At 42.2% G+C, this 22915-nt stretch carries 21 protein-coding genes and 1 pseudogene; 17 read left to right on the forward strand and 5 right to left on the reverse strand.

Annotation, left to right across the window (positions count from 1 at the left end; genetic code table 11):
• Window positions 1-266: 266 nt before the first annotated feature.
• The 3 genes from infB to rimP are packed head-to-tail and all read right to left on the reverse strand — an operon-like array spanning window position 267 to window position 4929.
• A complete protein-coding gene (gene infB, locus DXX94_RS18995; RefSeq protein WP_116018785.1) occupies window positions 267-2927 on the reverse strand; it encodes a translation initiation factor IF-2 in 2661 nt (886 codons plus the stop codon).
• Between the two features lie 21 nt (window positions 2928-2948).
• Complete coding sequence (nusA, locus tag DXX94_RS19000) at window positions 2949-4445, reverse strand: transcription termination factor NusA (protein ID WP_116000640.1); 1497 nt, start codon at window positions 4443-4445, stop codon at window positions 2949-2951.
• A gap of 28 nt (window positions 4446-4473) precedes the next feature.
• Window positions 4474-4929, reverse strand: a complete 456-nt coding sequence (gene rimP, locus DXX94_RS19005; protein ID WP_116002404.1) for a ribosome maturation factor RimP — start codon at window positions 4927-4929, stop codon at window positions 4474-4476.
• A gap of 461 nt (window positions 4930-5390) precedes the next feature.
• On the opposite strand from rimP, the gene DXX94_RS19010 reads away from it, so the two are divergent.
• The 8 genes from DXX94_RS19010 to nth (DXX94_RS19045) all read left to right on the forward strand — a co-directional run bounded on the left by DXX94_RS19010 (window position 5391) and on the right by nth (DXX94_RS19045) (window position 14536).
• On the forward strand, window positions 5391-7265 hold the full coding sequence (locus DXX94_RS19010; RefSeq protein ID WP_116018787.1) for an EAL domain-containing protein: 1875 nt from the start codon (window positions 5391-5393) through the stop codon (window positions 7263-7265).
• Between the two features lie 148 nt (window positions 7266-7413).
• A complete protein-coding gene (rsxA, locus tag DXX94_RS19015) occupies window positions 7414-7995 on the forward strand; it encodes an electron transport complex subunit RsxA (RefSeq protein WP_116000642.1) in 582 nt (193 codons plus the stop codon).
• Window positions 7995-8552 carry an electron transport complex subunit RsxB gene (gene rsxB / locus DXX94_RS19020; protein WP_116018789.1) on the forward strand — a complete coding sequence of 186 codons (558 nt, stop codon included), beginning with the start codon at window positions 7995-7997 and terminating at the stop codon, window positions 8550-8552. The genes rsxA and rsxB overlap by 1 nt, the downstream gene beginning before the upstream one ends.
• 19 nt (window positions 8553-8571) lie before the next feature.
• Window positions 8572-11226 carry an electron transport complex subunit RsxC gene (gene rsxC / locus DXX94_RS19025; RefSeq protein ID WP_220348268.1) on the forward strand — a complete coding sequence of 885 codons (2655 nt, stop codon included), beginning with the start codon at window positions 8572-8574 and terminating at the stop codon, window positions 11224-11226.
• A gap of 3 nt (window positions 11227-11229) precedes the next feature.
• Window positions 11230-12294: an electron transport complex subunit RsxD gene (gene rsxD, locus DXX94_RS19030; RefSeq protein WP_116018793.1), complete on the forward strand. Its 1065-nt coding sequence runs from the start codon at window positions 11230-11232 to the stop codon at window positions 12292-12294.
• Window positions 12291-12923, forward strand: a complete 633-nt coding sequence (rsxG, locus tag DXX94_RS19035; RefSeq protein WP_116018795.1) for an electron transport complex subunit RsxG — start codon at window positions 12291-12293, stop codon at window positions 12921-12923. The genes rsxD and rsxG overlap by 4 nt, the downstream gene beginning before the upstream one ends.
• Window positions 12920-13624, forward strand: coding sequence for an electron transport complex subunit E (locus DXX94_RS19040; RefSeq protein ID WP_116000647.1), 705 nt, complete (start codon window positions 12920-12922; stop codon window positions 13622-13624). The genes rsxG and DXX94_RS19040 overlap by 4 nt, the downstream gene beginning before the upstream one ends.
• A gap of 204 nt (window positions 13625-13828) precedes the next feature.
• On the forward strand, window positions 13829-14536 hold the full coding sequence (nth, locus tag DXX94_RS19045) for an endonuclease III (RefSeq protein WP_181901612.1): 708 nt from the start codon (window positions 13829-13831) through the stop codon (window positions 14534-14536).
• Window positions 14537-14581: 45 nt separating this feature from the next.
• Here the strand turns inward: nth (DXX94_RS19045) and DXX94_RS19050 are convergent, their stop codons facing one another.
• Entirely contained in the window at window positions 14582-15385 is an 804-nt protein-coding gene (locus DXX94_RS19050; protein ID WP_181901613.1) for a sulfite exporter TauE/SafE family protein, read from the reverse strand.
• An 89-nt stretch (window positions 15386-15474) separates the two neighbouring features.
• Here DXX94_RS19050 and DXX94_RS19055 point away from each other — a divergent pair, with 89 nt between their 5' ends.
• The 8 genes and pseudogenes from DXX94_RS19055 to DXX94_RS19085 all read left to right on the forward strand — a co-directional run bounded on the left by DXX94_RS19055 (window position 15475) and on the right by DXX94_RS19085 (window position 20083).
• Window positions 15475-16251 (forward strand): AraC family transcriptional regulator, encoded by a 777-nt coding sequence (locus DXX94_RS19055; RefSeq protein ID WP_116018797.1) that lies wholly within the window; start codon window positions 15475-15477, stop codon window positions 16249-16251.
• A gap of 155 nt (window positions 16252-16406) precedes the next feature.
• Entirely contained in the window at window positions 16407-17066 is a 660-nt protein-coding gene (gene nth, locus DXX94_RS19060) for an endonuclease III (RefSeq protein ID WP_116018799.1), read from the forward strand.
• Window positions 17067-17132: 66 nt separating this feature from the next.
• A complete protein-coding gene (locus DXX94_RS19065) occupies window positions 17133-18158 on the forward strand; it encodes a restriction endonuclease (protein ID WP_116018801.1) in 1026 nt (341 codons plus the stop codon).
• 20 nt (window positions 18159-18178) lie between these two features.
• Complete coding sequence (locus tag DXX94_RS19620) at window positions 18179-18433, forward strand: endonuclease III domain-containing protein (protein WP_258872248.1); 255 nt, start codon at window positions 18179-18181, stop codon at window positions 18431-18433.
• The gene (locus DXX94_RS19070; RefSeq protein ID WP_374188854.1) at window positions 18402-18815 is read left to right on the forward strand and encodes an endonuclease III domain-containing protein; all 414 of its coding nucleotides are present in this window, start codon (window positions 18402-18404) and stop codon (window positions 18813-18815) included. Before DXX94_RS19620 ends, DXX94_RS19070 begins: the two co-directional genes overlap by 32 nt.
• Window positions 18816-19059: 244 nt before the next feature.
• Window positions 19060-19317 (forward strand): annotated as a pseudogene (locus tag DXX94_RS19075) (transposase); the annotation flags it as partial.
• Window positions 19317-19451, forward strand: coding sequence for an integrase core domain-containing protein (locus DXX94_RS19760; protein ID WP_116013039.1), 135 nt, complete (start codon window positions 19317-19319; stop codon window positions 19449-19451). The pseudogene DXX94_RS19075 and the gene DXX94_RS19760, both read left to right, overlap by 1 nt.
• A gap of 152 nt (window positions 19452-19603) precedes the next feature.
• Window positions 19604-20083 carry a hypothetical protein gene (locus tag DXX94_RS19085; RefSeq protein ID WP_116013038.1) on the forward strand — a complete coding sequence of 160 codons (480 nt, stop codon included), beginning with the start codon at window positions 19604-19606 and terminating at the stop codon, window positions 20081-20083.
• Between the two features lie 105 nt (window positions 20084-20188).
• Here DXX94_RS19085 and DXX94_RS19090 read toward each other — a convergent pair whose 3' ends face one another.
• Window positions 20189-21739, reverse strand: coding sequence for a DUF6883 domain-containing protein (locus DXX94_RS19090; protein ID WP_116013037.1), 1551 nt, complete (start codon window positions 21737-21739; stop codon window positions 20189-20191).
• Window positions 21740-21805: 66 nt separating this feature from the next.
• Between DXX94_RS19090 and DXX94_RS19095 the strand changes: the two genes are divergently transcribed.
• Window positions 21806-22915 (forward strand): IS3 family transposase gene (locus tag DXX94_RS19095; RefSeq protein WP_116018803.1). Its coding sequence is split into 2 segments (ribosomal slippage), with 1111 coding nucleotides annotated over them: window positions 21806-22052 and window positions 22052-22915; the frame shifts between segments, so codons are not numbered across the junction. This gene is flagged as partial in the annotation.

Raw genomic sequence — 22915 nt, forward strand, 5'->3', positions numbered from 1 at the left:
TAGTCTACTCTCAACTCTCCATTCTCAACGGTCTATTCACAATTCTGTTGCTAAAACTACAGTTATTGAAACTGCCATTGAAAACAGAATAGCTGAGATAAAAAACGGGGGCAAAGCCCCCATTTAACAATTAATTACAGTCTACTTTTGCTCTGTTTGTATTTTTAACTATTGCTAATCTCGTTAAGTTCAAGGCGGAAGCGCGGAGCATATAACTATATGTGAGCACTTCCAACGCAGAAATTAACGTGAGTAGCTTAGTTAAATTACAAACTACGTTTAACTTCAACTGTTTCAAAAACTTCGATTTGGTCACCGACTTTAACGTCGTTGTAGTTCTTAACACCGATACCACATTCTGTACCGTTACGAACTTCTTGTACGTCGTCTTTAAAGCGGCGTAGTGACTCAAGTTCACCTTCGTAGATAACCACGTTTTCACGTAGTACACGAATTGGCGCGCTGCGCTTGATGATACCTTCAGTTACCATACAACCTGCGATTGCACCCAACTTCGGTGATTTGAATACGTCACGTACTTCAGCAAGACCAATGATTTCTTGCTTGAATTCTGGCGCAAGTAAACCACTCATTGCTTGTTTCACTTCATCGATTAAGTCGTAGATAACGCTGTAGTAACGTAAATCAACGCCTTCCGCTTCAATCACTTTACGTGCAGAGGCATCGGCACGAACGTTGAAACCAACCACGATAGCATTTGATGCTGCAGCAAGTGATGCGTCAGTTTCTGTGATACCACCCACACCAGAGCCGATGATTTTCACTTTAACTTCGTCAGTTGATAGCTTCACGAGCGCATCAGAAATCGCTTCAAGTGAACCTTGAACGTCAGACTTAAGTACCACGTTAACTTCAGAAACATCGCCTTCTGCCATGTCTGAGAACATGTTCTCAAGCTTAGCTTTTTGCTGGCGAGCAAGTTTCACGTCACGGAATTTACCCTGGCGGTAAAGCGCAACTTCACGTGCTTTCTTCTCATCTTTAACAACCGTTGCTTCGTCACCTGATTGCGGTACACCAGAAAGACCTAAAATCTCTACTGGAATTGAAGGACCTGCTGATTTGATTTGACGACCTAATTCATCGCGCATCGCACGAACACGACCATACTCTAAACCACAAAGTACGATATCACCTTGCTTCAAGGTACCTTCTTGAACAAGTACAGTAGCTACTGGGCCACGGCCTTTATCAAGCTTAGATTCAACAACAACACCATTTGCCATTTTATCAACAACAGCCGTTAGCTCTAATACTTCAGCTTGAAGCAATACAGCATCTAATAGCTCGTCGATACCAAGACCAGTTTTCGCTGAAACGTGAACGAACTGCACATCACCACCCCAATCTTCTGGGATAATGTCGTGTTGAGAAAGCTCAGTTTTAACGCGATCTGGATCAGCAGTTTCTTTATCCATTTTGTTAACAGCGATAACAATTGGCGCTTCTGCTGCTTTCGCGTGCTGAATAGCTTCAATCGTTTGTGGCATTACACCGTCATCGGCAGCTACAACAATGATTACGATATCAGTAGCTTTTGCACCACGAGAACGCATTGCCGTAAAGGCGGCGTGACCCGGAGTATCTAGGAAAGTGACCATACCTTGATCAGTATCTACGTGGTAAGCACCAATATGCTGCGTAATACCACCGGCTTCGCCTGCTGCTACTTTTGCTTCACGGATGTAGTCAAGTAGTGATGTTTTACCATGGTCAACGTGACCCATGATAGTCACTACTGGTGCACGTTTTTCCGCTTCACCCGCATCACCGCGATCAGATAATACCGCTTCTTCTAGGGCATTCTCTTTCACTAATACCACGTTGCGACCCATTTCTTCAGCAACAAGCGCGGCTGTTTCTTGGTCAATCACTTGGTTAATGGTCGCCATAGCGCCCATTTTGAACATCACTTTAACAACTTCAGCGCCTTTTACCGACATTTTGTTGGCAAGGTCAGCAACTGAAATCGTTTCACCGATGCGAACATCTTGTAGCTTCGTTTCAGCTGGTTTTTGGAAGCCATGTTTTAAGCTTTGTGGTGCAGATAAGGTTTTCTTCTTACCTTTGCCCGCTCTTACAGGTCTATCTTGTGGCTTCTTCTTCTTGCGACGACGACCGCCTTCGTCTTCAGCATCAACTTTATCTTCTGCTTCTTGCGCGTATACTGAAGATGTTACGTGAACCACGTCGTTTTCGTGTTTCTTACGCTCTTCTTCTTCAGCTTTCCAGCGCGCTTCATTTTCTTCAGCAAGTTTACGTGCCGCTTCTGCCGCCGCTTTCGCTTCTTCTTCCGCTTTTGCTTTTGCTTCTGCTTCTTGTTGCTTGCGAATACGCTCTGCTTCATCAGCTTCTGCTTGTTGCTCAGGCGTTAAAGCTTTTGCCGCTTCAATTTCTTGTGCTTTCGCTTGTGCCGCTTCTTTTGCTTTAGCGTCCGCTTCCGCTTTCGCCTTAGCTTTCTCTTCTGCTTCTACTTTAGCTTTCGCTTCGGCATCTGCCTTAGCTTTTGCTTCTGCCTCAGCAGCTGCTTTAGCTTCCGCTTCTGCTTGTGCCTTCGCTTCTTCAGCAGCTTTAGCTTCCGCTTCAGCTTGTTGCTGTTCTTCTAAGTCACTGCGCTTCACGTAAGTGCGTGTTTTACGCACTTCTACTTGCACTTGTTTAGCTTTTGAGCCACTACCCACAGAAAGTGTTGTTTTCTTTTTGCGGCTAAGCGTCATTTTGCTTGGCTGAGCGTCGCTGTCGTCACCGTGTTGCTTGCGCAGGTGAGTCAATAACGCTTCTTTTTCTTGCTCGGTTACTGTGTCGTTTGACGTTTTGGTAACACCTGTTTCAGCAAATTGACTGATTAGTGTATCAACCGGCGTACCGACTTCACTGGCGAGTTCGGATATGGTTACTTCTGCCATTTAAATAATTCCCCCGGCGTTCTATTCTTCGTTAAACCAACAGATGTTGCGAGCAGCCATGATTAGCTCACCTGCTTTGGTTTCATCAAGTTCTTCAATTTCAACTAAATCATCAACACCTTGCTCTGCAAGATCTTCAAGTGTTGCTACACCCTTGCTTGCAAGTACAAATGCTAAGTGACGATCTAAACCTTCAAGTGCTAATAAGTCTTCTGCTGGCTCAGCACCTTCTAATGATTCTTCGCTTGCTAGTGCTTGAGTGGTTAATGCACCTTTGGCACGCTCACGTAATTCGTTAACGATATCTTCGTCCATACCATCAATTTCTAATAGCTCATTGACAGGTACGTAGGCAATTTCTTCTAACGATGTGAAACCTTCATCCACTAATACACCAGCGAACTCATCGTCGATATCTAGCTTTTCAGTGAATAGGTTTAATACTTTGTCATTTTCCGCTTGGTGCTTAGCGTTCATGTCGTCAACTGTCATCACGTTTAGTTCCCAACCTGTTAGTTGGCTAGCTAAACGAATGTTTTGACCGTTACGACCAATTGCCATTGCAAGGTTGCCCTCTTCAACAGCAATATCCATAGTGCCTTTGTCTTCATCAACAATGATTGATGCAACTTCTGCTGGCGCCATAGCATTGATAACAAACTGTGCTGGGTTGTCGTCGAACAACACGATGTCAACACGCTCACCACCAAGTTCACCAGATACAGCTTGTACACGAGAACCACGCATACCAACACAAGCACCTACTGGGTCGATACGCTTGTCATTGCTTTTTACTGCAATTTTAGCGCGTGAGCCTGGATCGCGTGCTGCACCTTTGATTTCCAACATTTCTTCGCCAATTTCTGGCACTTCAACGCGGAATAGTTCAATCAACATTTCTGGCTTAGTGCGACTTACAAATAATTGTGCACCACGAGCTTCAGGTTTGATTGCGTATAACAAACCACGAACACGGTCACCTGGACGGAAGACTTCACGTGGTAACATGTCATCACGGTAAACAATCGCTTCAGCATTGTTACCTAAGTCTAGAATAACGCTATCGCGGTTTGCTTTTTTAACAACACCGGTAATTAGCTCACCTACTTGCTCTTGGTATGCATCGACAATTAACGCACGCTCTGCTTCACGTACTTTTTGTACGATAACTTGCTTAGCAGTTTGTGTCGTTATACGGTCAAACTTTACTGATTCAATTTGCTCTTCAACGTAGTCGCCTACATTCAATTCTGGGTTTTCAAATTGAGCAGCAGCTAAGCTTATTTCAGCAAATGGATTTTCCATTTCTTGTTCAGCATCATTGATAATTAACCAACGACGGAAGGTGTCAAAATCACCAGTTTTGCGATCGATGCAAACACGTACTTCAATATCGCCTTCGTATTTTTTCTTAGTAGCAGTTTCTAGCGCAGTTTCCATCGCCTGGAAAATGCTCTCGCGAGGTACCGCTTTTTCGTTCGATACGGCATCTACGACCAGTAAAACTTCCTTACTCATGTTCTTTAGCCTTCTACTTACTCAATAATTAAAACTGTGGGACTAGGTTCGCTTTATCAACACTGCTAAATGGCAGTTCAAAAGCTTCGCCGTCAACAACGACAACAAGTGTCTCGGCTTCAACGGCTTCTAGTACCCCTTTAAACTTGCGACGACCATTTAACGGTAAGCCAAGCTTGACATCGACAGTTTCACCAACAACGGCTTCAAAGTGCGCCAAATCAAATAACGGTCGGTCTAAGCCTGGAGACGATACTTCTAGGTTGTACTCTGTGCTAATTGGATCTTCAACATCCAAAATTGCACTCACCTGACGACTAACCTCTGCGCAATCATCAACGTTAATACCGTTTTCATGATCAATAAATAGTCGTAAAATTGAGTGCTTACCCGCACTAATAAATTCAACACCTAAAAGCTCTTTACCAAGCTGCTCTACAGCCGGGCGTAGCATGTCTGTTAGCTTATGCTCGAATTTTGCCAATCCTAAATCTCCAGATATAAAAAAAGGGCATAAAGCCCAGCGAAATAAAGCTGTTGTTTGTCGGCGATTGAATAGTAACAACGCAACAAACAAAAAAGGCCCAACAAAAGGGGCCTTAATTTCACTGAGCCCATTGTATTCAATGATGCACCAGCTTTGTAATAAAGCAGCATCAATGAAAAGCTTCATGATCAAAGTAAACGCAGACGTAAACTTCTCAGTGCAATCATGTCGCTCAATTAGATGCGCGGAATTATATAGTTAGCCCACTATATAAGCAAGTTAAAATCGGGAAAAGAGATGTTTTATTTGTTTGCCGTAAACAACGGGGAATTGTCGGGTTTTTTAACACTTATAACTAAATAACATGATTATTTACAACAAGTTAGTTTTATATCGATATTCATGTTATAAAATAAGGGTAAAGAGCGTCAATTCTCAACAGGATCCATAGCAAAGTCATGTACACATTTTCTCAATTATTAGCGAGAAATATATTGTTGGGCGTTGTATTTGTTATCGTAAGTACAGCACTCTCAGTGTTTTTTTTGGCCGAGTACACAACGCAAAAGCACGAGCAGCACCAAGCTGCAATTAGTGCTTTCGCCCAGCAATTGGGCAAAAGTAAAGAGCTAGCGAATGTACTCAGAAAAAGTGAAGACTACAGCCAATTAACCATCAACAGCTACGACGGCGAAAAAATCTACAGTTACAGCAACCCAAGTCCTGGCTTCACCTTTCCGCTGACCCAACCGCCAGCGCAAAAGGTATCCTTAAGCACCGTCGACTTGATGATTAACTACCAATTAAATACGTCAAAAGACTCGTTATTTGTACTTAAAATACTCTTTTCACTCACTGGCCTGATTATTTTATTAGTCGTTGTTGCCGCACAAATGAGTGTTCGCAAAAATGGCAAATTCATGTCGGCGATTAGTCACCAAATTAAAAAAGATTTATCACTTATTTCCTCTAATGACACTGAGGTTTATGACGACTTAATTGAAATACCGGAATTAAAAACTGGCATAGCTGAAATTAAGCAGTTAATAGAAAAGCAAGTGTCGACCTCATCAGTGTTAGAGCAACACGCCTATACTGACCACTTAACTGGTTTGGATAACCGAAACCGATTTGTACAATATTATGAGTCGCTGCGAGAGCCCGAAAGCGCCACTAAGTTTGGGGTGTTAGTCATTAGTCGTTGTAGTGAATTACAGACCGTTAACCAGATTCACGGTTACCATGAAGGTGACAATTATATTAAAAACGTCGCTAGCTTAATTCAAAGCGCCGTCGCAGCATACCGCTCAGGCCGACTGTTTAAGCTAAGCAGCTCAGACTTTGCTACCATTTTGCCAAACATCACGCTAAAAGAGGCGGAAAACTTTGCTAACGATTTAACTCAGCGCTTTAATGAATTCCAACAAAGTGCAGATCTTGACTCTGTTGCTTACACTGGCCTTGTTTATTTTGACCAAACCAAGCCACTGGGTGAATTGCTTGCCCTAGTCGATACAGGCATTAGTATTGCGCAAACCCAACACATTAATGCTTGGTATATTCAGAAAGACTCTGAAGCACTCAAAAATACTGACTTCAATCAAGGCAATCAAAATTGGCGCCAAGAAATTGATAACGTGATAGACAACCAACGTATCAGTTTATTGGTTCAACCGATTCAGCCAACAACGCGCAACAGTAAAGTGTACGGGGAAGTACTGGCTCGCTTCTTAAATTCAAATGATGAGATGCTACCAACCGCATCTTTTATCGCGATGGCCGAAAAGCTCGATAAGATAACTGCCGTAGATAAATTAATCATTGAAACCGCGATTAATGAGATCATCTCTAAAAATATCGTCGACCAAAGCTTTGGTATTAACGTGAGTGCGCGCTCGATAAGTGATGAGCACTTCTTGATCTGGTTAGAGCGTAAACTGTTGCGAGAAGCGAGTATCGCACCTCGTATTATTTTTGAAATCACAGAATTCGGTCTGCAACAAAACATTAAAACCAGTAAGCGTTTTATTGATTTGGTTCATCGTGCAGGTTCACGTGTCACAGTTGAGCGATTTGGTGTTGGTTTAACTTCGTTTAAGTTCTTCCGTGACTTAAAGCCAGACTTTATCAAAATGGACAGTACCTACACCCGCGATATTGATGATGATAAAAACAACCAATATTTTCTGCGCGTAATGGTTGACCTTGCCCACCGGCTCAGTATTACAGTGCTTGCTGAAAGTGTTGAAAGCCAAGAAGAGAAACACACGTTGGAGCGCTTATTTATCGATGGTTGCCAAGGCTTTTACATCGGCAAACCCAAACCTATCTAAATTTCGTAATATCCCACTCATGTGGCAAAAAGGGGTTTTTCCTCGAGCTTTTCAGAAGTAAAAAGTGAAAAACCCTACCATCCATAAGTTGTTAATTTGACGATAAACACGGATAATATGGCGAATTTATCCGATAACTTTTTCCTATATGACTGATTACCTGCTGTTGCTGATCGGCACAGTATTAGTGAACAACTTCGTATTAGTTCAGTTTTTGGGCTTGTGTCCTTTTATGGGGGTTTCTTCAAAAACTGAAACTGCCATCGGCATGTCGTTTGCGACTACATTCGTAATGACTTTGGCCTCTATGCTGAGTTACCTCGTACACACTTATATTCTGGCACCACTAGGGTTAGAGTTCCTAGAAACCATGGCCTTTATTTTAGTGATAGCTGTTGTTGTACAATTTACCGAAATGGTGGTGCATAAAACCAGTGCTAACTTGTACCGATTGTTAGGTATTTTCCTGCCACTGATCACCACTAACTGCGCGGTGTTAGGTGTTGCCCTGTTAAATATTAAAGAACAACACAACTTTTTGTCATCAATTGTCTATGGTTTTGGCGCCGCAGCTGGTTTTTCACTGGTGTTAATAATGTTTTCTGCGATGCGCGAAAAACTCGCTGATGCTGATGTGCCAACGCCATTTAAAGGCTCTGCGATCGCAATGATAACCGCTGGACTAATGTCGTTAGCTTTTATGGGTTTTACTGGTTTGGTGAAATTTTGATGACAGCGATTATTGCAATATTAGTGCTAGGCCTTATCGCTGCTGCCTTTGGCGCATTGCTTGGCTTCGCCTCAGTAAAGTTTAAAGTAGAAGGCGATCCCTTAGTTGAACAACTAGACACCTTGCTGCCTCAAACTCAGTGCGGACAGTGCGGTTACCCAGGCTGTAAGCCATACGCAGAAGCGGTTGCCAATGGCGAAGCTATTAATAAATGTGCGCCTGGCGGTGATGATACCATCAAAAAAATTGCCGATTTAATGGGCGTAGAGCCCGAGCCATTAGATGCTAGCCACGAGCAAGACAATACACCTAAAGTAGCTTTCATTATTGAAGAAGACTGTATTGGCTGTACCAAATGTATTCAAGCATGTCCGGTTGACGCTATTATCGGAGCAGCCAAGCAGATGCATACTATTATCAGCGACGAATGTACGGGCTGCGATCTCTGTGTTGCGCCATGTCCGGTTGACTGTATCGAAATGCGCCCTATCGCCCAAACCACACGCAACTGGCAATGGGATCTAAACGCTATTCCCGTCTTAGAATTAAAGTCATAGAGCTTGATTAGGTATTTCTGTGCAAAACATTATTAATCGAATCCAAAATAATCAGTTCTGGAAGTTTCACGGTGGTGTTCACCCACCCGAGCAAAAGTTTCTGACGGCCGATAAGCCGATCAAACCGTTGCAATTGCCAGAGCTGTTAATTATTCCAGTGCAGCAACACATTGGTGTGCCTGGCGATATTCAAGTAAAAGAAGGCGATCACGTGCTTAAAGGTGAGCCACTCACCTCACCAAGTTCACCTATGGCAGTGCCTATTCATGCGCCAACCAGTGGTACCATCGAAAAAATTGCCTTACATGTCATCGCCCACCCTTCAGGACTGAGCGAGCTTTGTATTTTCTTAAAGCCAGATAACCTTGATAGCTGGCGAGAGCGTCATGTTTGTGAAGATTTCACCTCATTATCACGCACTGATATTATCCAGAAAATAGCTAATGCAGGCATTAGCGGCATGGGCGGCGCTGGCTTCCCAACGCATATTAAAGTAGATAGCAAACCTAATATTGACTTTTTAATTGTCAATGCGGCCGAGTGCGAGCCTTACATTACGGCTGACGATTTATTAATGCGTGAACAAACGGCAACCATCGTCGATGGTATTAATATTTTAAAGCACTTGTTAATCCCGCGTATGGTGCTTATCGGCATTGAAGACAACAAACCGCAAGCAATTGAAGCACTGCGCAATGCAACAGCAGAGCTTGAAAACGTTAAAGTATGTGTATTGCCAACCATCTACCCTACCGGCGGTGAGAAGCAATTAATCAAAGCGCTGACAGGCCAAGAAGTCGCCAGTGGTAGTTTACCTATTCACCAAGGCATTGTGATGCAAAACGTTGCTAGTTGTTTTGCCATTGCCGAAGCTGTGATTCACGACACACCGTTAATCAAACGCGTTGTTACGGTTTCAGGCCAAGGGCTTGAGAAGCCACAAAACGTATGGGCTGCCATTGGCACGCCAGTAAAAGACTTAATTACCCAATGCCTTCCGGCAAAAGTAAACGGCTCACAACAAGCCGTTATTATGGGCGGGCCAATGATGGGCTTCACGCTACCAACAGATATGGTACCTGTGGTGAAAACATCTAATTGTGTGTTAGTGCCCGCCAGCCATGAACTTAACTTAAACAACAAAGAAGTTGAATGTATTCGCTGTGGCCAATGTGCGGAAGTTTGCCCAAGTAAACTGCTACCACAAGAGTTGCAATGGTCGGCAAAAGCCAAAGATCACAGCAAGCTTAAAGCGCTCAACCTATTTGATTGTATTGATTGTGGCGCATGTGCTTATGTTTGCCCAAGCCATATTCCGTTGGTGCATTACTACCGAATTGCAAAAGCAGAAATTCGCCAACAAGAGCTGCAAGACTTAAAAGCTGAAAAAGCAAAATCTCGTTTCGAAGCGCGTAAAGCCCGATTAGAACGCGAGAAAAAAGCACGGGAAGAAAAACAGCGCAAAGCGTCGGAAGCAAGAAGAGCGGCGATGAACGCTGACTCTGGTGAAGGTGCGTCAGCAAAATCTGCTGTGGCCGCAGCACTTGCCCGCGTGAAAGCGAAAAAAGCCCAGTCAGAAGGTACAACCGAGGCTGCGACAGAGGCAACAGCTACGCAAACCGCGAGCCCAGAGAAATCAAGAGCCGCCGCAGCGATTGCCAGAGCAAAAGCGAAAAAAGCAGCACAAGCCCAACAAGCTTCTGAGCAAACTTCTAAAAAAGCTGGTGTCGCAGCAGATACTAACCAGAGTAATGAAACATCGGCTGCTGCAAAAGATGATCGTGTTGCTGCGGCAATCGCTCGCACTAAAGCTAAGAAACTTGCTAAAGCTGCTGAAAGTGGGGACTCACCTGCTAACCAGAAAAGCACTGCTGAAAAACCACAACAAGCCGAAAGTAAAAAGGATACTGACACTAACCCGTCAATATCGACTGAAGCTTCGCATGAGCCAGAGAATAAGCAAGCCAAAGAGGCTTCAAAGAATGCACGTGTCGCCGCAGCTATTGCCAAAGCAAAAGCGAAAAAGGCAAAAACCGCACAAGAAAATGCAAGCGAAGATGCTAAAGCAAACGCAGAGCCGCCAGCTGCTTCAGACAGTGCTGATAGCTCTGGCAATTCTGATAGCGCCGATAACAAAAAAGCTAAAATTGCTGCCGCTATTGCTAAAGCCAAGGCGAAAAAACAAGCGCAAGCAACAAAAGCTGAACCGGATTCGCCAGACCAGTCACACAGTGACTCAAAGCGCGAACCAGCAGCCAAACACGCTGACGCTAGTGAAGAAAACCCTGATATTCAGGCGCAATCTCAAGATTCAGCGCCGCAAGGTGCTTCTGATGATGCAGCCGATGCTAAAAAGCGCAGAATCGCTAATGCTGTTGCCAAAGCCAAAGCGAAAAAGCTAGCTCAGCAAAAAACTGAGGCTAAATCAGAGGGCGAGGCAAAGAGTGAAGCTTCATTAGAAAGCGAAAGTACTGACAGCGAAAACACGGATAGCAAAAGCATCAAAGAAAACTCAACCAGCACAACTGAAACAGAAGAAGCCGTTATTCAGCCCGAACAACAAGAGGCGCCGGTAGAGTCAACCAGCAGTGCTGCTGACGAGAAAAAAGCACGTATCGCCGCGGCCGTTGCCAAAGCCAAAGCAAAGAAGCAACAAAGAGAAGAGTCAAAATAAGCCATGGCATTTTGGATAGCAAGCTCACCCCATAATCATATACAAAAACAAACTTCGGCGTTAATGCGCCTAGTGATTTTGGCAACCATTCCCGGTATTGCCGCTCAATGGTATTTTTTTGGTTGGGGTAATTTAATTCATATCGCCTTAGCCATTGTTACCGCGTTAGTGTGCGAATTTTTAGTCTTGTCGTTACGAGACAAACCCATCAAAACGGAACTGCTAGATGGCAGTGCCATTTTAACCGCGGTACTGCTGGGCATTTGTTTACCTGCCGTCGCCCCATGGTGGATTTCGGTATTGGGCGCCGCCTTTGCCATTCTTGTGGTAAAGCAGCTTTACGGTGGCTTAGGGCACAACCCGTTCAACCCCGCGATGGCTGCTTATGTAATGCTGCTCATTTCATTTCCAGTGCAAATGACCACATGGCTGCCACCAGCTCCGCTGATGGCAATTGAATATGGTTTTACTGACACCTTATGGATGATCTTCACTGAAAGTACCAGCCTAGGTTATTCAGCAGAACAGCTGCGCACGCATATAGACGGTTACACCATGGCAACACCGTTGGACACGTTAAAAACGACGATTGCAACCGGCTTCACATTAGCAGAAGCTGCTAAGTCTCCGGTATTTGGTGAACACTTTGCCTTAGGTTGGGAGTGGGTAAACATTGGTTTCCTTGCTGGCGGTTTATTACTACTAGCAAAAAAAGCAATCCCTTTGTCTACTCCGTTAAGCTTTCTAGCAAGCTTATTTGTTTGTAGCCTGATTGCTCATTTAATTAGTCCAGATCTTAACCCATCAACCATGTTTTACTGGTTGTCTGGCGCTACTATGCTCGGCGCATTTTTCATTATTACTGACCCAGTTTCAGGCGCAACAAGTGTTAAAGGCCGTATAGTGTTTGGCGCTCTGGCAGGTTTATTGGTGTTCTTGATCCGTAAGTTTGGTGGCTACCCAGACGCTGTCGCGTTTGCAGTATTGCTTTGTAATATGGCGGCACCGTTAATTGATGTATACACTCGCCCACGTACCTTTGGTCATCAGTTGGGAGGCAAGCAATGAAAATAGCCATTACCAAGAATGCCAAAATTCTCGCATTATTCGCCGTTGCTTGTACGGCGGTGGTTTCACTGACCTTTGAATTGACTAAAAACCGCATAAAACAACAAGAACAAAAACAATTGCTCAGTACCTTGCATGCCGTTGTGCCTGACGACATCCACGACAATGATATGTCGCAGCGCTGCGTTCGTATTAATGACCCATTACTTGGCAGCTCAGATGATCAACTTGCCTATCTCGCCACGCATAACGATCAGCCGATTGCTGCTGCCATAACTAGCGTTGCGCCTGATGGTTACAGTGGAAAAATTTTCCTGATGGTTGCAATGCATGTTGATGGCAAGCTTGGTGCTGTGCGCGTGCTTAAACATCAAGAAACCCCAGGTTTAGGCGATAAAGTAGAAGAGCGTAAAAGTGATTGGATATTTAGCTTCAACAACCGCAGTAAAGAAGAGCTAGAAAGTAGCCGCTGGGCGGTTGAAAAAGACGGTGGCATGATTGACCAATTTACTGGTGCGACTATTACACCTCGCGCTGTTGTTAAAGCAGTGAAAAAAACCGCGAATTACTTTGAACAACACAAAGACACCCTATTTCAGCAAGCCAATGCCTGTGAGGTTGAGCAGTGAAATTAACTGAAGAATATAAAGAACTTGCATGGCAAGGACTGTGGAAAAACAACCCTGGCCTTGTGCAACTACTTGGCTTATGTCCACTATTGGCGGTAACTTCAACAGTTACCAATGCATTGGGATTAGGGCTCGCAACTTTATTGGTGTTAATCGGCTCTAACGCAACCGTTTCAGCAATTCGCCACTGGGTACCAAAAGAAATTCGTATTCCTATTTTCGTGCTTATTATTGCCGCGTTCGTAACTTGCGTGCAGCTTTTAATGAACGCTTTTACTTATGGAATATACGAATCGCTAGGTATTTTCTTACCGCTAATCGTAACCAACTGTGCGATCATTGGCCGTGCTGAAGCATACGCCTCGAAAAATCCAATCAAGCAAGCGAGCTTTGACGGCTTAATGATGGGGCTTGGCTTTGCTGCGGTACTTGTTGTGCTAGGCGCAATGCGAGAGCTGCTTGGTCAAGGCACGTTATTTGATGGTGCGCATTTACTCTTTGGTGAATGGGCAACCAGCTTGCGTATTGAAGTATTGCATCTCGATAGCCAGTTTCTACTGGCCATTCTTCCGCCTGGCGCTTTTATCGGCATGGGCTTTTTAATCGCATTAAAGAACTATATCGATAGCCAAGCAGCAGCGCGCCAACCTGCGCCAGAGCAACAAGAAAACATTGAGCGTGTACGGGTTAATTTTGACTAAAAATCGACTATAGCCGCGACTAGAGCAGCTCTCAGTATGGAACTCACAGAAGCATAAAACGATGCATAAAACAATGCCATAAACCAAGGCACAAACCAATGCATCAGTGCGCTTAGGTGAGTTCTTATCAAACCAAAACTAAAGCACAGCTGCTGCTCTTCCCTAATTACTAGAAAGATCAGAAAAGACTAGAGAATTGATATTATGACTGACGCGCTTGAGCCTATTTCACAGAAAGAGGTAATTTCTAAAAAGGAAAAAGTACAAGCAATCATTGAGATTCTTGATGAACTTTACCCCGAAGTGCCTATTCCGCTCGATCACACAGATCCCTACACCCTCTTAGTTGCTGTGCTGTTATCAGCGCAATGTACCGACGAGCGCGTTAATCAAATCACCCCTAAGCTCTTTGCTAAAGCTGACAATCCATACGATATGGTGAAAATGACTATTGATGAAATCAAAGCTATCATCAAACCGTGTGGCTTATCACCAATGAAATCAAAAGGCATTTGGCACTTGTCACAAATGATTATCGAGCAACACCACGGTGAAGTACCACAAGATTTTAAGGCATTAGAAGCAATGCCAGGCGTTGGTCACAAAACTGCATCAGTGGTGATGGCACAGGCCTTCAATGTACCCGCCTTTCCGGTTGATACCCATATTCATCGTTTGATGTATCGTTGGGGCTTATCAAATGGCAAAAGCGTAGAGCAAACAGAGCGCGACGGTAAACGCCTATTCCCCAAAGAAAAATGGAACGACTTGCACTTACAGATTATTTACTACGGCCGCGAGTATTGCCCAGCAAGAGGATTTAATTTAGATAAGTGTATTATCACTCGCCAATATGGCCGTAAAAGCTTTGTTAACGAAGTGCTAAAAGAGCAAGCGAAAAAGCACAAGTAAGAAAATACAGGTAAAACTCTAGCTTACTCAACATTTAGGCACTATCTACAGCAAAAGCAGCGTCATCTTGATGCTCAGTACAATCAGTAACGCTGCAAAAATTTTCTTCAATACTCCAACAGGTAAATAGTGCGCCGCTTTTGCGCCCAGCGGCGCGAAGAAAAAGCTACTGATTGATATAAAAATAACCGCAGGCAAGTACACAAACCCTATCGTGTAAGCCACTGTTAGGTCGTCTTTCAAACCGTTAATTATATAGCCCAAGGTGGCAGTAACTGAAATAGGTAAACCTATCGCAGCTGACGTGCCAATGGCTTTTTTTACATCAACACTGTGCTTTATCAAGTAAGGGACAGTTAACGAGCCTCCTCCGATTGACACCAACGCAGATACCGCTCCAATACCGTTAGCAGCATAAAACATATTAGTTTTGTCTAACGTTCGCGGTTTTTCTATATGAGTCTTACTTTTCATCATGCGAATCGCCGTCCAAAACATAAAGCATGAAAACAGTATTGCTAGGTAAAGCGAATTTACATGCGATGCGATATATGTTGCGGCAAAAGTGCCTAACACAATGCCAAGTGACATGACTTTTACTATTTCCCAGACAACCGCTCCTTTTTGCTGGTGAGCACGTAGGCTAGAAAATGACGTAACGATTATACAAGCCATAGAAGTACCTAGCGCGATATGCATAAGATTGTCGCCTCCTACCCCTGACCATATCAAGAAATAAGAAAGTGCTGGCACTAATACCCCGCCACCTCCGACGCCAAGTAAGCCCGCCAAAAAACCAACGATACTTCCCAGCACTAATAACATTAAGATTGTAACCACGTCCAACATGCTAACCCCGTCTATAGATTGAAGTTGTTCATGCTAATGTGTAAATCAAATGGTAAGGTAACGACATTGAGAACACATATGTCGAATTTATGCCAACCATTCCTCCCTCTATCGAGAGCGAACAAAGCTTAGACAGACCCGTTAAAGTCGTTAATCGAACGATCGCCAACTGCACAACCGTCAAAAGGCATAGCCATGACTGGGGACAATTTATCTACGCTAACAAGGGTGTTTTGTCTGTTGTCACAGATACTGACAGATATATCGTGCCGCCCGAGCAAGGTGTTTGGGTGCTCCCCAACATTAGCCATGAAGTCACAACGCTTACTGAAGTAGAGCTTACAAGCTTTTATATTCGCAATGATGCGAGCAATGCCCTTCCAAGCGAGTGTTGTGTATTTGAAATTAATCAATTTCTTAAAACACTCATTTTAGAGGCAAAAAGCTGCTGCAATGACTATCAAAACAATGATGCGGATGATTTATTGCTGTCACTCATTCGATTAAAACTTGCTACCGCACCAAAAGTTCGCCTGCAGCTACCTTACCCGCAAGATAAGCGACTTCTTGCCATGCTCTCAATCATCCAAAACAACCCATCGAATAGGTATGATCTAAAACGATGGGGAGAAATTGTTGGCGCTTCAAGTAGAACACTGTCTCGACTTTTTAAAGCAGAAACTGGGCTTACCTACAACGCTTGGCGGCAGCGGCTAAATGTACAACTTGCCATTAGCAAGCTAAGTAATGGTGACGCAATCTCAACAATCGCGAGTGACCTTGGCTATGAATCCCCGTCTGCATTTGCTTATATGTTTAGAGAGAATACAGGGGTAACGCCAAGTTACTATTGGGATAAAGGTTAGTTGCTAGTAATAGCCATTTAAGGCGATATTTAGCGACTAGGCAGTAGATTAACCTACTAAAATGTTACGATTCTGTATTCGAATAAACATAAACTAGCAAGGCACACTAGTGACTTTACTCATAAATACGGTCAAAACAAGAAAAGATAAGAAAAATGAACAAAGAAAAACGCTTGGAAATTCTGACTCGATTAAGAGATGACAATCCGCACCCTACTACAGAGCTTAACTTCTCAACACCTTTTGAGCTGCTAATCGCGGTATTGCTATCAGCGCAGGCTACCGATGTAGGTGTTAATAAGGCCACTGAAAAGCTTTATGCAGTGGCAAACACGCCACAAGCCATTTTAGACTTAGGTATAGAAAAACTTAAGGACTACATCAAAACTATAGGCTTGTTTAATACCAAAGCCGAAAACACCATGAAAACCTGCCAAATGTTAGTGGACTTACATAGCGGCGAAGTACCTGAAAACCGTGAAGCGTTGGAAGCCTTGCCGGGTGTCGGTCGTAAAACCGCAAACGTAGTGCTGAACACAGCTTTTGGCTGGCTAAAAGATAACGAAGGTAGATACTTTTTAGCGGTTGATACTCATATTCAACGCCTTGCTAACCGCACTGGTTACGCAAAAGGCAAGACCGTTGAACAAACAGAGCAAGCCATAATTAAAAATACACCTCGTAAAACAGAATTTATGTACGACCTGCACCACTGGTTCATTTTACATGGGCGCTATATCTGCACAGCCAAAAAACCAAAGTGTGGCGCATGTATTATTGAAGACCTCTGTGAATTCAAGGATAAAGCTGCTTAAAAAGCGTATATTTCTTTCCTCACATTTAAGATTAAAGCTCCTAGCTGACCTAAAACTGACTTTAAAATGACTAATTCACACTTATCACAACAACATTTTGTAAAGTTAATTGCCAAACTACTTGACTCTTTAAATTACGAAAAAATTAAGGTTAATTATATATTTGAATATTTCATCGATCATGAATGCGAAATAGATATTATTTTTAAGGAAAGTGAGAATTGGTCAGTTGTTGAAGTAAAATCATATAGACCTCAAAACCCTCCGAGTGTAAGTCAACTAAAATTAGCAGTTGATACAATTATCGAAAAAAAAGGGCATTTTAAAGCCCAGAATGCCCTATTGATATTATCCTGTGAGCTAAACGACACCCTCAAAACATATGCAAAAGAAATAGCCCCAGCTTTAGAAATTTGGGATGTGAAAGACGTATTAAGAAAAGCCCTTCCTTTCCACGATCTATTTCAGGAAATTTTGCTCCACTTGGAAATTGATTCATCTATTCTCGTACCAGAATACAAGGAGTGTACTGAGAATAGTAAGACTAATAGCAAATGTGAGTCAGGCCAATATATTATTGAGGCATTGCTAGGTATAGAAACAGGACAAAAGATGTCTGGTGCATATGAAAATGTTTGTATTCAAGCACTAAAACATATTTTTAATAATGACCTTGCAGGTTGGCATGAACAAAGTGAAACTATAGATGGATTAACAAGAAGAGATTTAGTTTGTAGGGTTTTGCCAAATTCTGAGGTTTGGACGCTTATTCTGAATGATTTGCAAAGTAGATACGTTGTTTTTGAATTCAAAAATTATTCAAATCCTATAACTCAAAAAGAAGTCATTACTACAGAAAAATACTTATATACGACGGCATTACGAAGGGTAGCCTTTATCATCACACAGAATGGACACAGTGAATCGGCTTTTAAAGTAATGGAAGGAGCCATGAGAGAACATGGAAAGCTAATGTTGCCACTAACTACTCAAGACTTAATAGACCTTATTCATATGAAAGATGATGGTTCAGATCCAAATTCTTATATTTTTGACGTTGTAGACAAGTTTCTAATAAGACTTGGCCGATAAATATTGAGTTGAAATTGAATATGCCCCTTCCTGTATCTAAAAAAGAAAAAGTTCAGGCTATTATCGAAATTTTAGACGAACTGTACCCTGAAGTTCCTATTCCACTTGATCACAAAGATCCATATACCTTATTAGTTGCTGTATTATTATCTGCTCAATGTACCGATGAACGTGTAAATCAGATCACGCCGAAACTATTTGCGAAAGCTGATAACCCTTATGACATGGTGAAAATGAGCATTGATGAAATCAAAAGGTATCTGGCACCTTTCTGAGATGATCATTAATCAACATCATGGTGAAGTACCGCAGAATTTTAAAGATCTTGAAGCAATGCCTGGTGTTGGTCACAAAACAGCATCTGTTGTAATGGCACAAGCCTTTAACGTACCAGCCTTCCCTGTTGATACACACATACACCGTTTGATGTATCGTTGGGGCTTATCTAATGGCAAAAGTGTTGAACAAACAGAGCGGGATGGAAAACGTCTGTTCCCAAAAGAACGTTGGAACGACCTTCACCTTCAAATCATTTACTATGGCCGAGAATATTGCCCTGCAAGAGGCTTTGATTTAGATAAATGTATTATCACTCGCCAATATGGTCGCAAGAGCTTTATAAATGAAGTCCTTAAAGAACAAGCCAAAAAGAAATAACTTTCATTAAAAAATGCCCACCAAAAGGTGGGCATCAATCTATGTGGTAACAGCTGCACTCTTGTTTGATTAAGTTTGCCGTTAACTTTAATTATGACCATTAAGAGAAAACTTTGCGTTCTTGCCCCCATCACATATTTAAAGGTTCTCAAAAAAATCAGCTATCGAGCTGACCTTTCCCCCGAAATTAAGACCATGACTTTGATGAGATTTCCAATAAACTGGAGACAGTGGAGATCTCAAAATGAAAAAACGTTACACCGAAGAACAAATCATTCGAGCCATCAAACAGCATGAAGCAGGCACTAAAGTTGACGATATTTGCCGAGAAATGGGCATATCTACTGGTACGTTTTATAACTGGCGTAGCAAATATGCAGGCCTTGAAGTCAATGAAGCAAAACGTCTTAAAGCGCTTGAAGCTGAAAACAATAAGCTCAAACGGCTATTAGCGGAAAAGCTGCTTGAAGTAGAAGGAATGAAGGATGTACTTTCAAAAAAGTGGTAAAGCCTTCGGATAGAAAGCGGATAGCGAGTCATTTAATCGATAAATGGCGTGAGCACTACAACCATGTTCGACCGCATAGCTCACTGAATTATTTATCACCTGTTGAGTTCGCGAAACGGGCTGCTTAATATGAATTATCTCATTGAAGAAGTGGTACTAATTTCAGGGGAAAGGTCACACTTTTGCTAAAGAATTAGGTTTATCTATATCCGTAATCAAGCGAAGCCGTCGTGTCACAAGCTTTCTCGTTAAGCTTGATATCGATCTTGAGACAATTATAGTGGGTAAAGATCTTTTGGATGAAATAAGAAAGCTGGTTGAGTTTTGTGGCGAAGCTACAAATAAAACTCTTGTAAAACGACTAATTGCAGATGCATCAAGGCCACTAAAGGATAAAAGAAAACTTAAAGGTAGTTGTATTAAAACACTTAAAGTACTAGCCAAAGAGCAAGAAAAATTAGACCTAAATAATTTTAGAGAATATTTAGCCAAACTGCCTAATCATAAAATCAAAATTCTGAAAAATTTAAGCCTCACTACATCATTTATGAATTTCCAAGGAAGAACTGCTTCAAATGATCCAAGCTTTGCCGTAAGCCAAAATGAAAAAAAATTTCCTCGCTGGCTGTTAAAGGGCATTGTACTTTTAATCTGCTCGTTTATATCTGTTGAAAATGCCTCATTTAACTCTGGTATAGATCAAACTTCATATTCATACATGGAAGCATATTCAAAATTAAAGGAGATGAAGAAACTCTAACAAAGCCTGCATTTCTTGAGATTTAAACAAGCCAATTTTACTGGAAGTTATACAGCAACAACAGGCGCTTAGGTCACCTCATCGTTTTCTAAAATTATTAAGCACCTAGTCTAATCGACTAGAAACTTTACAATCAATACCGTTATCTCTTAGCACTTTTCCAAAAGCTTCAGCGTAAGCTTTTTTCGGTTCAATTGACTGCATATCCCAAGTATTTTCATGTATTGGTATCGGATTTGCTGGCACATCCCAGCCACTTTTGTAATTCCGATGCCCAATATTATTATCTTTTAACCACCTAGCCATGCCTTTTCGTGCGTCTGGAACAGTAACCCAAGCAAAACCACAAGCCCCATCAAAAATAGGAGAGTACTCAGCCAATGTCATAGGAGTTGGGATACACTCTTGAGCGGCTAGCTCTCCTGCAACATTCGTTCGCTGATATATATCACTCCACCTAGCATTCCCTTTTAGGCCAATAGGGGATATGTTTTGAGGTGCTGCATCAAATTGTATATCTAAAGGCTCTTTATAGGGGTATGCAGTAACAAGTCTTGGAGCACTACCACTATTAACCATCCAACCCGTTTGAATTATAGCCCGTCGGTTGTTTCGCCCTATAATTTCTATTAAAGCTCCATGATTTATACCGTGGTTATTGTGCTTCAACCTAAATATTGACGCTGTTTTCATAGCACCTGATATTTGATCGGCAAGGTACCTCCAGTCTTCACGCTTGATTCCTAAGGTATTAATGAAAAATTTAGCTTTAGAACCGCCATCTGAATGGTCTAAATTTAGAAGGTAATTTTTAACTTTATTCTTCTCGCAAACGAAGTCACCATATTTATGATTAAAGTTAACCTTATAATATACATCTTCGATTTCAGGGTTACCTTGAAGGTAATCTAATAGTTCACGAGCTACTTTCTGACTATGGGTAGGCTGAGATTTACCGTTAATCCTAGCCATGGATAAAGCCCCCCGTATAGAAGTGGTTGAAGCTTCAATCGAATGGGGTGCCTTGGCAACGAAATTCTCTGGTTCCAACAATATAGGTTTACTCATTGAGCCATATGATTCTGCTGATGATAAATCTTCTTCATAATCATCTATATAATCTGACCGATAATAGAATTGATTATTTTGAATAAAAGCTCCATCCATTAGCTGAAGTTGAAATAACCTCAAATGGAGAGGGTTACCAGTATCAATTAAACACGCGCCTAAATATGGGAGGTACGTATTAGTTTTTTGATCAATTTCGGCTGCCAACTCTTGAGAAATGCTAGTCAGTACAATGCACCATATATTGGTTCTAGCCATTTTGAATGGAAAATTGACTGTATCGACCGTATTCCAACCCTCATCTAAAGATTCAGAAAAATCACATAGAATAAGTTTGTATAGCTCCTTATCAAGCGACATAGAGTGGCTTACCATAAAACTACTTGTACTTTTCGACTTGCCTTTTGATACCTCACTTATTTTATTTGCTAATAAGTAAGGCATGATATCGCCTCTTAAGACCTGTGTATTCACAATTTGCGCACTTGACTCTGCTGCGGACACAATTTTAGAAGTACATGGTGGACCATAATAACTTCCTAGTTCAGAATGGTCTGCATCGAAAAAGAACGCAAATGGTTGATTCATCTTAATGAATCGACCAGATTTTCCTAGACACAAATAAGTTGTAAACTTTGTGTCCTAGGAGGATGAATGAGCGCTAAAAGATTTCCCGAAGAATTTAAGGTTCAGGCCGTTAAGCAAGTGACTGAAAAAGGTCACTCCGTTGCAAGCGTTGCAGAACGGTTAGATATCTCGACAAATAGTCTTTATATCTGGTTAAAACGCTATGGCAGTAACAGCGAACACTACCAAGAATTATCCGAGCAAGAAAAGCGTATTAAAGCGCTTGAGAAAGAACTAAAGCGTACTCAACAAGAACGTGATCTATTAAAGGAAGCCGCCGTGTACTTTGCGGGCGAGTCAAAGAAAAGTACACGTTCATAAAGTCTCGGCTCAACCAATACCCCATAAAGCTGATGTGCCAAGCGTTGCAAGTTCACCGCAGTGGCTTTCATGCTTGGTTGCAAAAGCCAGAATCCAAGCGAGCTAAGGATGACAAGCGCTTAACGGGTTTAATCAAACAGTCTTGGCTTGAAAGCGGCTGCGTTTACGGTTATCGCAAAATTCAAAGTGATATGTTGGATTTAGGTGAAGTTTGCTCAAAGAATAGAGTTCATCGATTAATGCAGTTATCAGGCATTCAAGCTCAAGTCGGCTATAAGAAGCGCAAAGGCAACTATGGCACTAAGCCTTCTGTGGTCGCAGATAACCAGTTAAAACGACAGTTTGATGTAGTACAGCCAAATCAAGCTTGGGTAACTGATATCACTTATATTGATACGCACGAAGGCTTTCTCTATTTAGCCGTAGTTATCGACTTGTTTTCTCGGCAAGTCGTTGGCTGGTCGATGCAATCGATGATGCATACTGATTTAGTCTTAAGTGCATTACTCGCTGCTGTATGGCGAAGAAAACCTAAGCAAACGGTTATTATACATTCCGATCAAGGCAGCCAATTTACAGGTTATGACTGGCAACGATTTGCTGCTGAGCATAATTTATCACTCAGTATGAGTCGTAGAGGTAACTGCCATGATAATGCTGTTGCTGAGAGCTTCTTTCAGTTGCTAAAACGTGAACGGATCAAGCGAAGAAAATACAAAAATAGAGAAAAAGCTAAGGAAGATATTTTCGATTACATCGAAATGTTTTATAACAGCAAACGTAAACATGGTTATCTAAATAATCAGTCTCCAACTG

This window comes from Thalassotalea euphylliae (assembly GCF_003390375.1).
Classification (GTDB): domain Bacteria; phylum Pseudomonadota; class Gammaproteobacteria; order Enterobacterales; family Alteromonadaceae; genus Thalassotalea_F; species Thalassotalea_F euphylliae_A.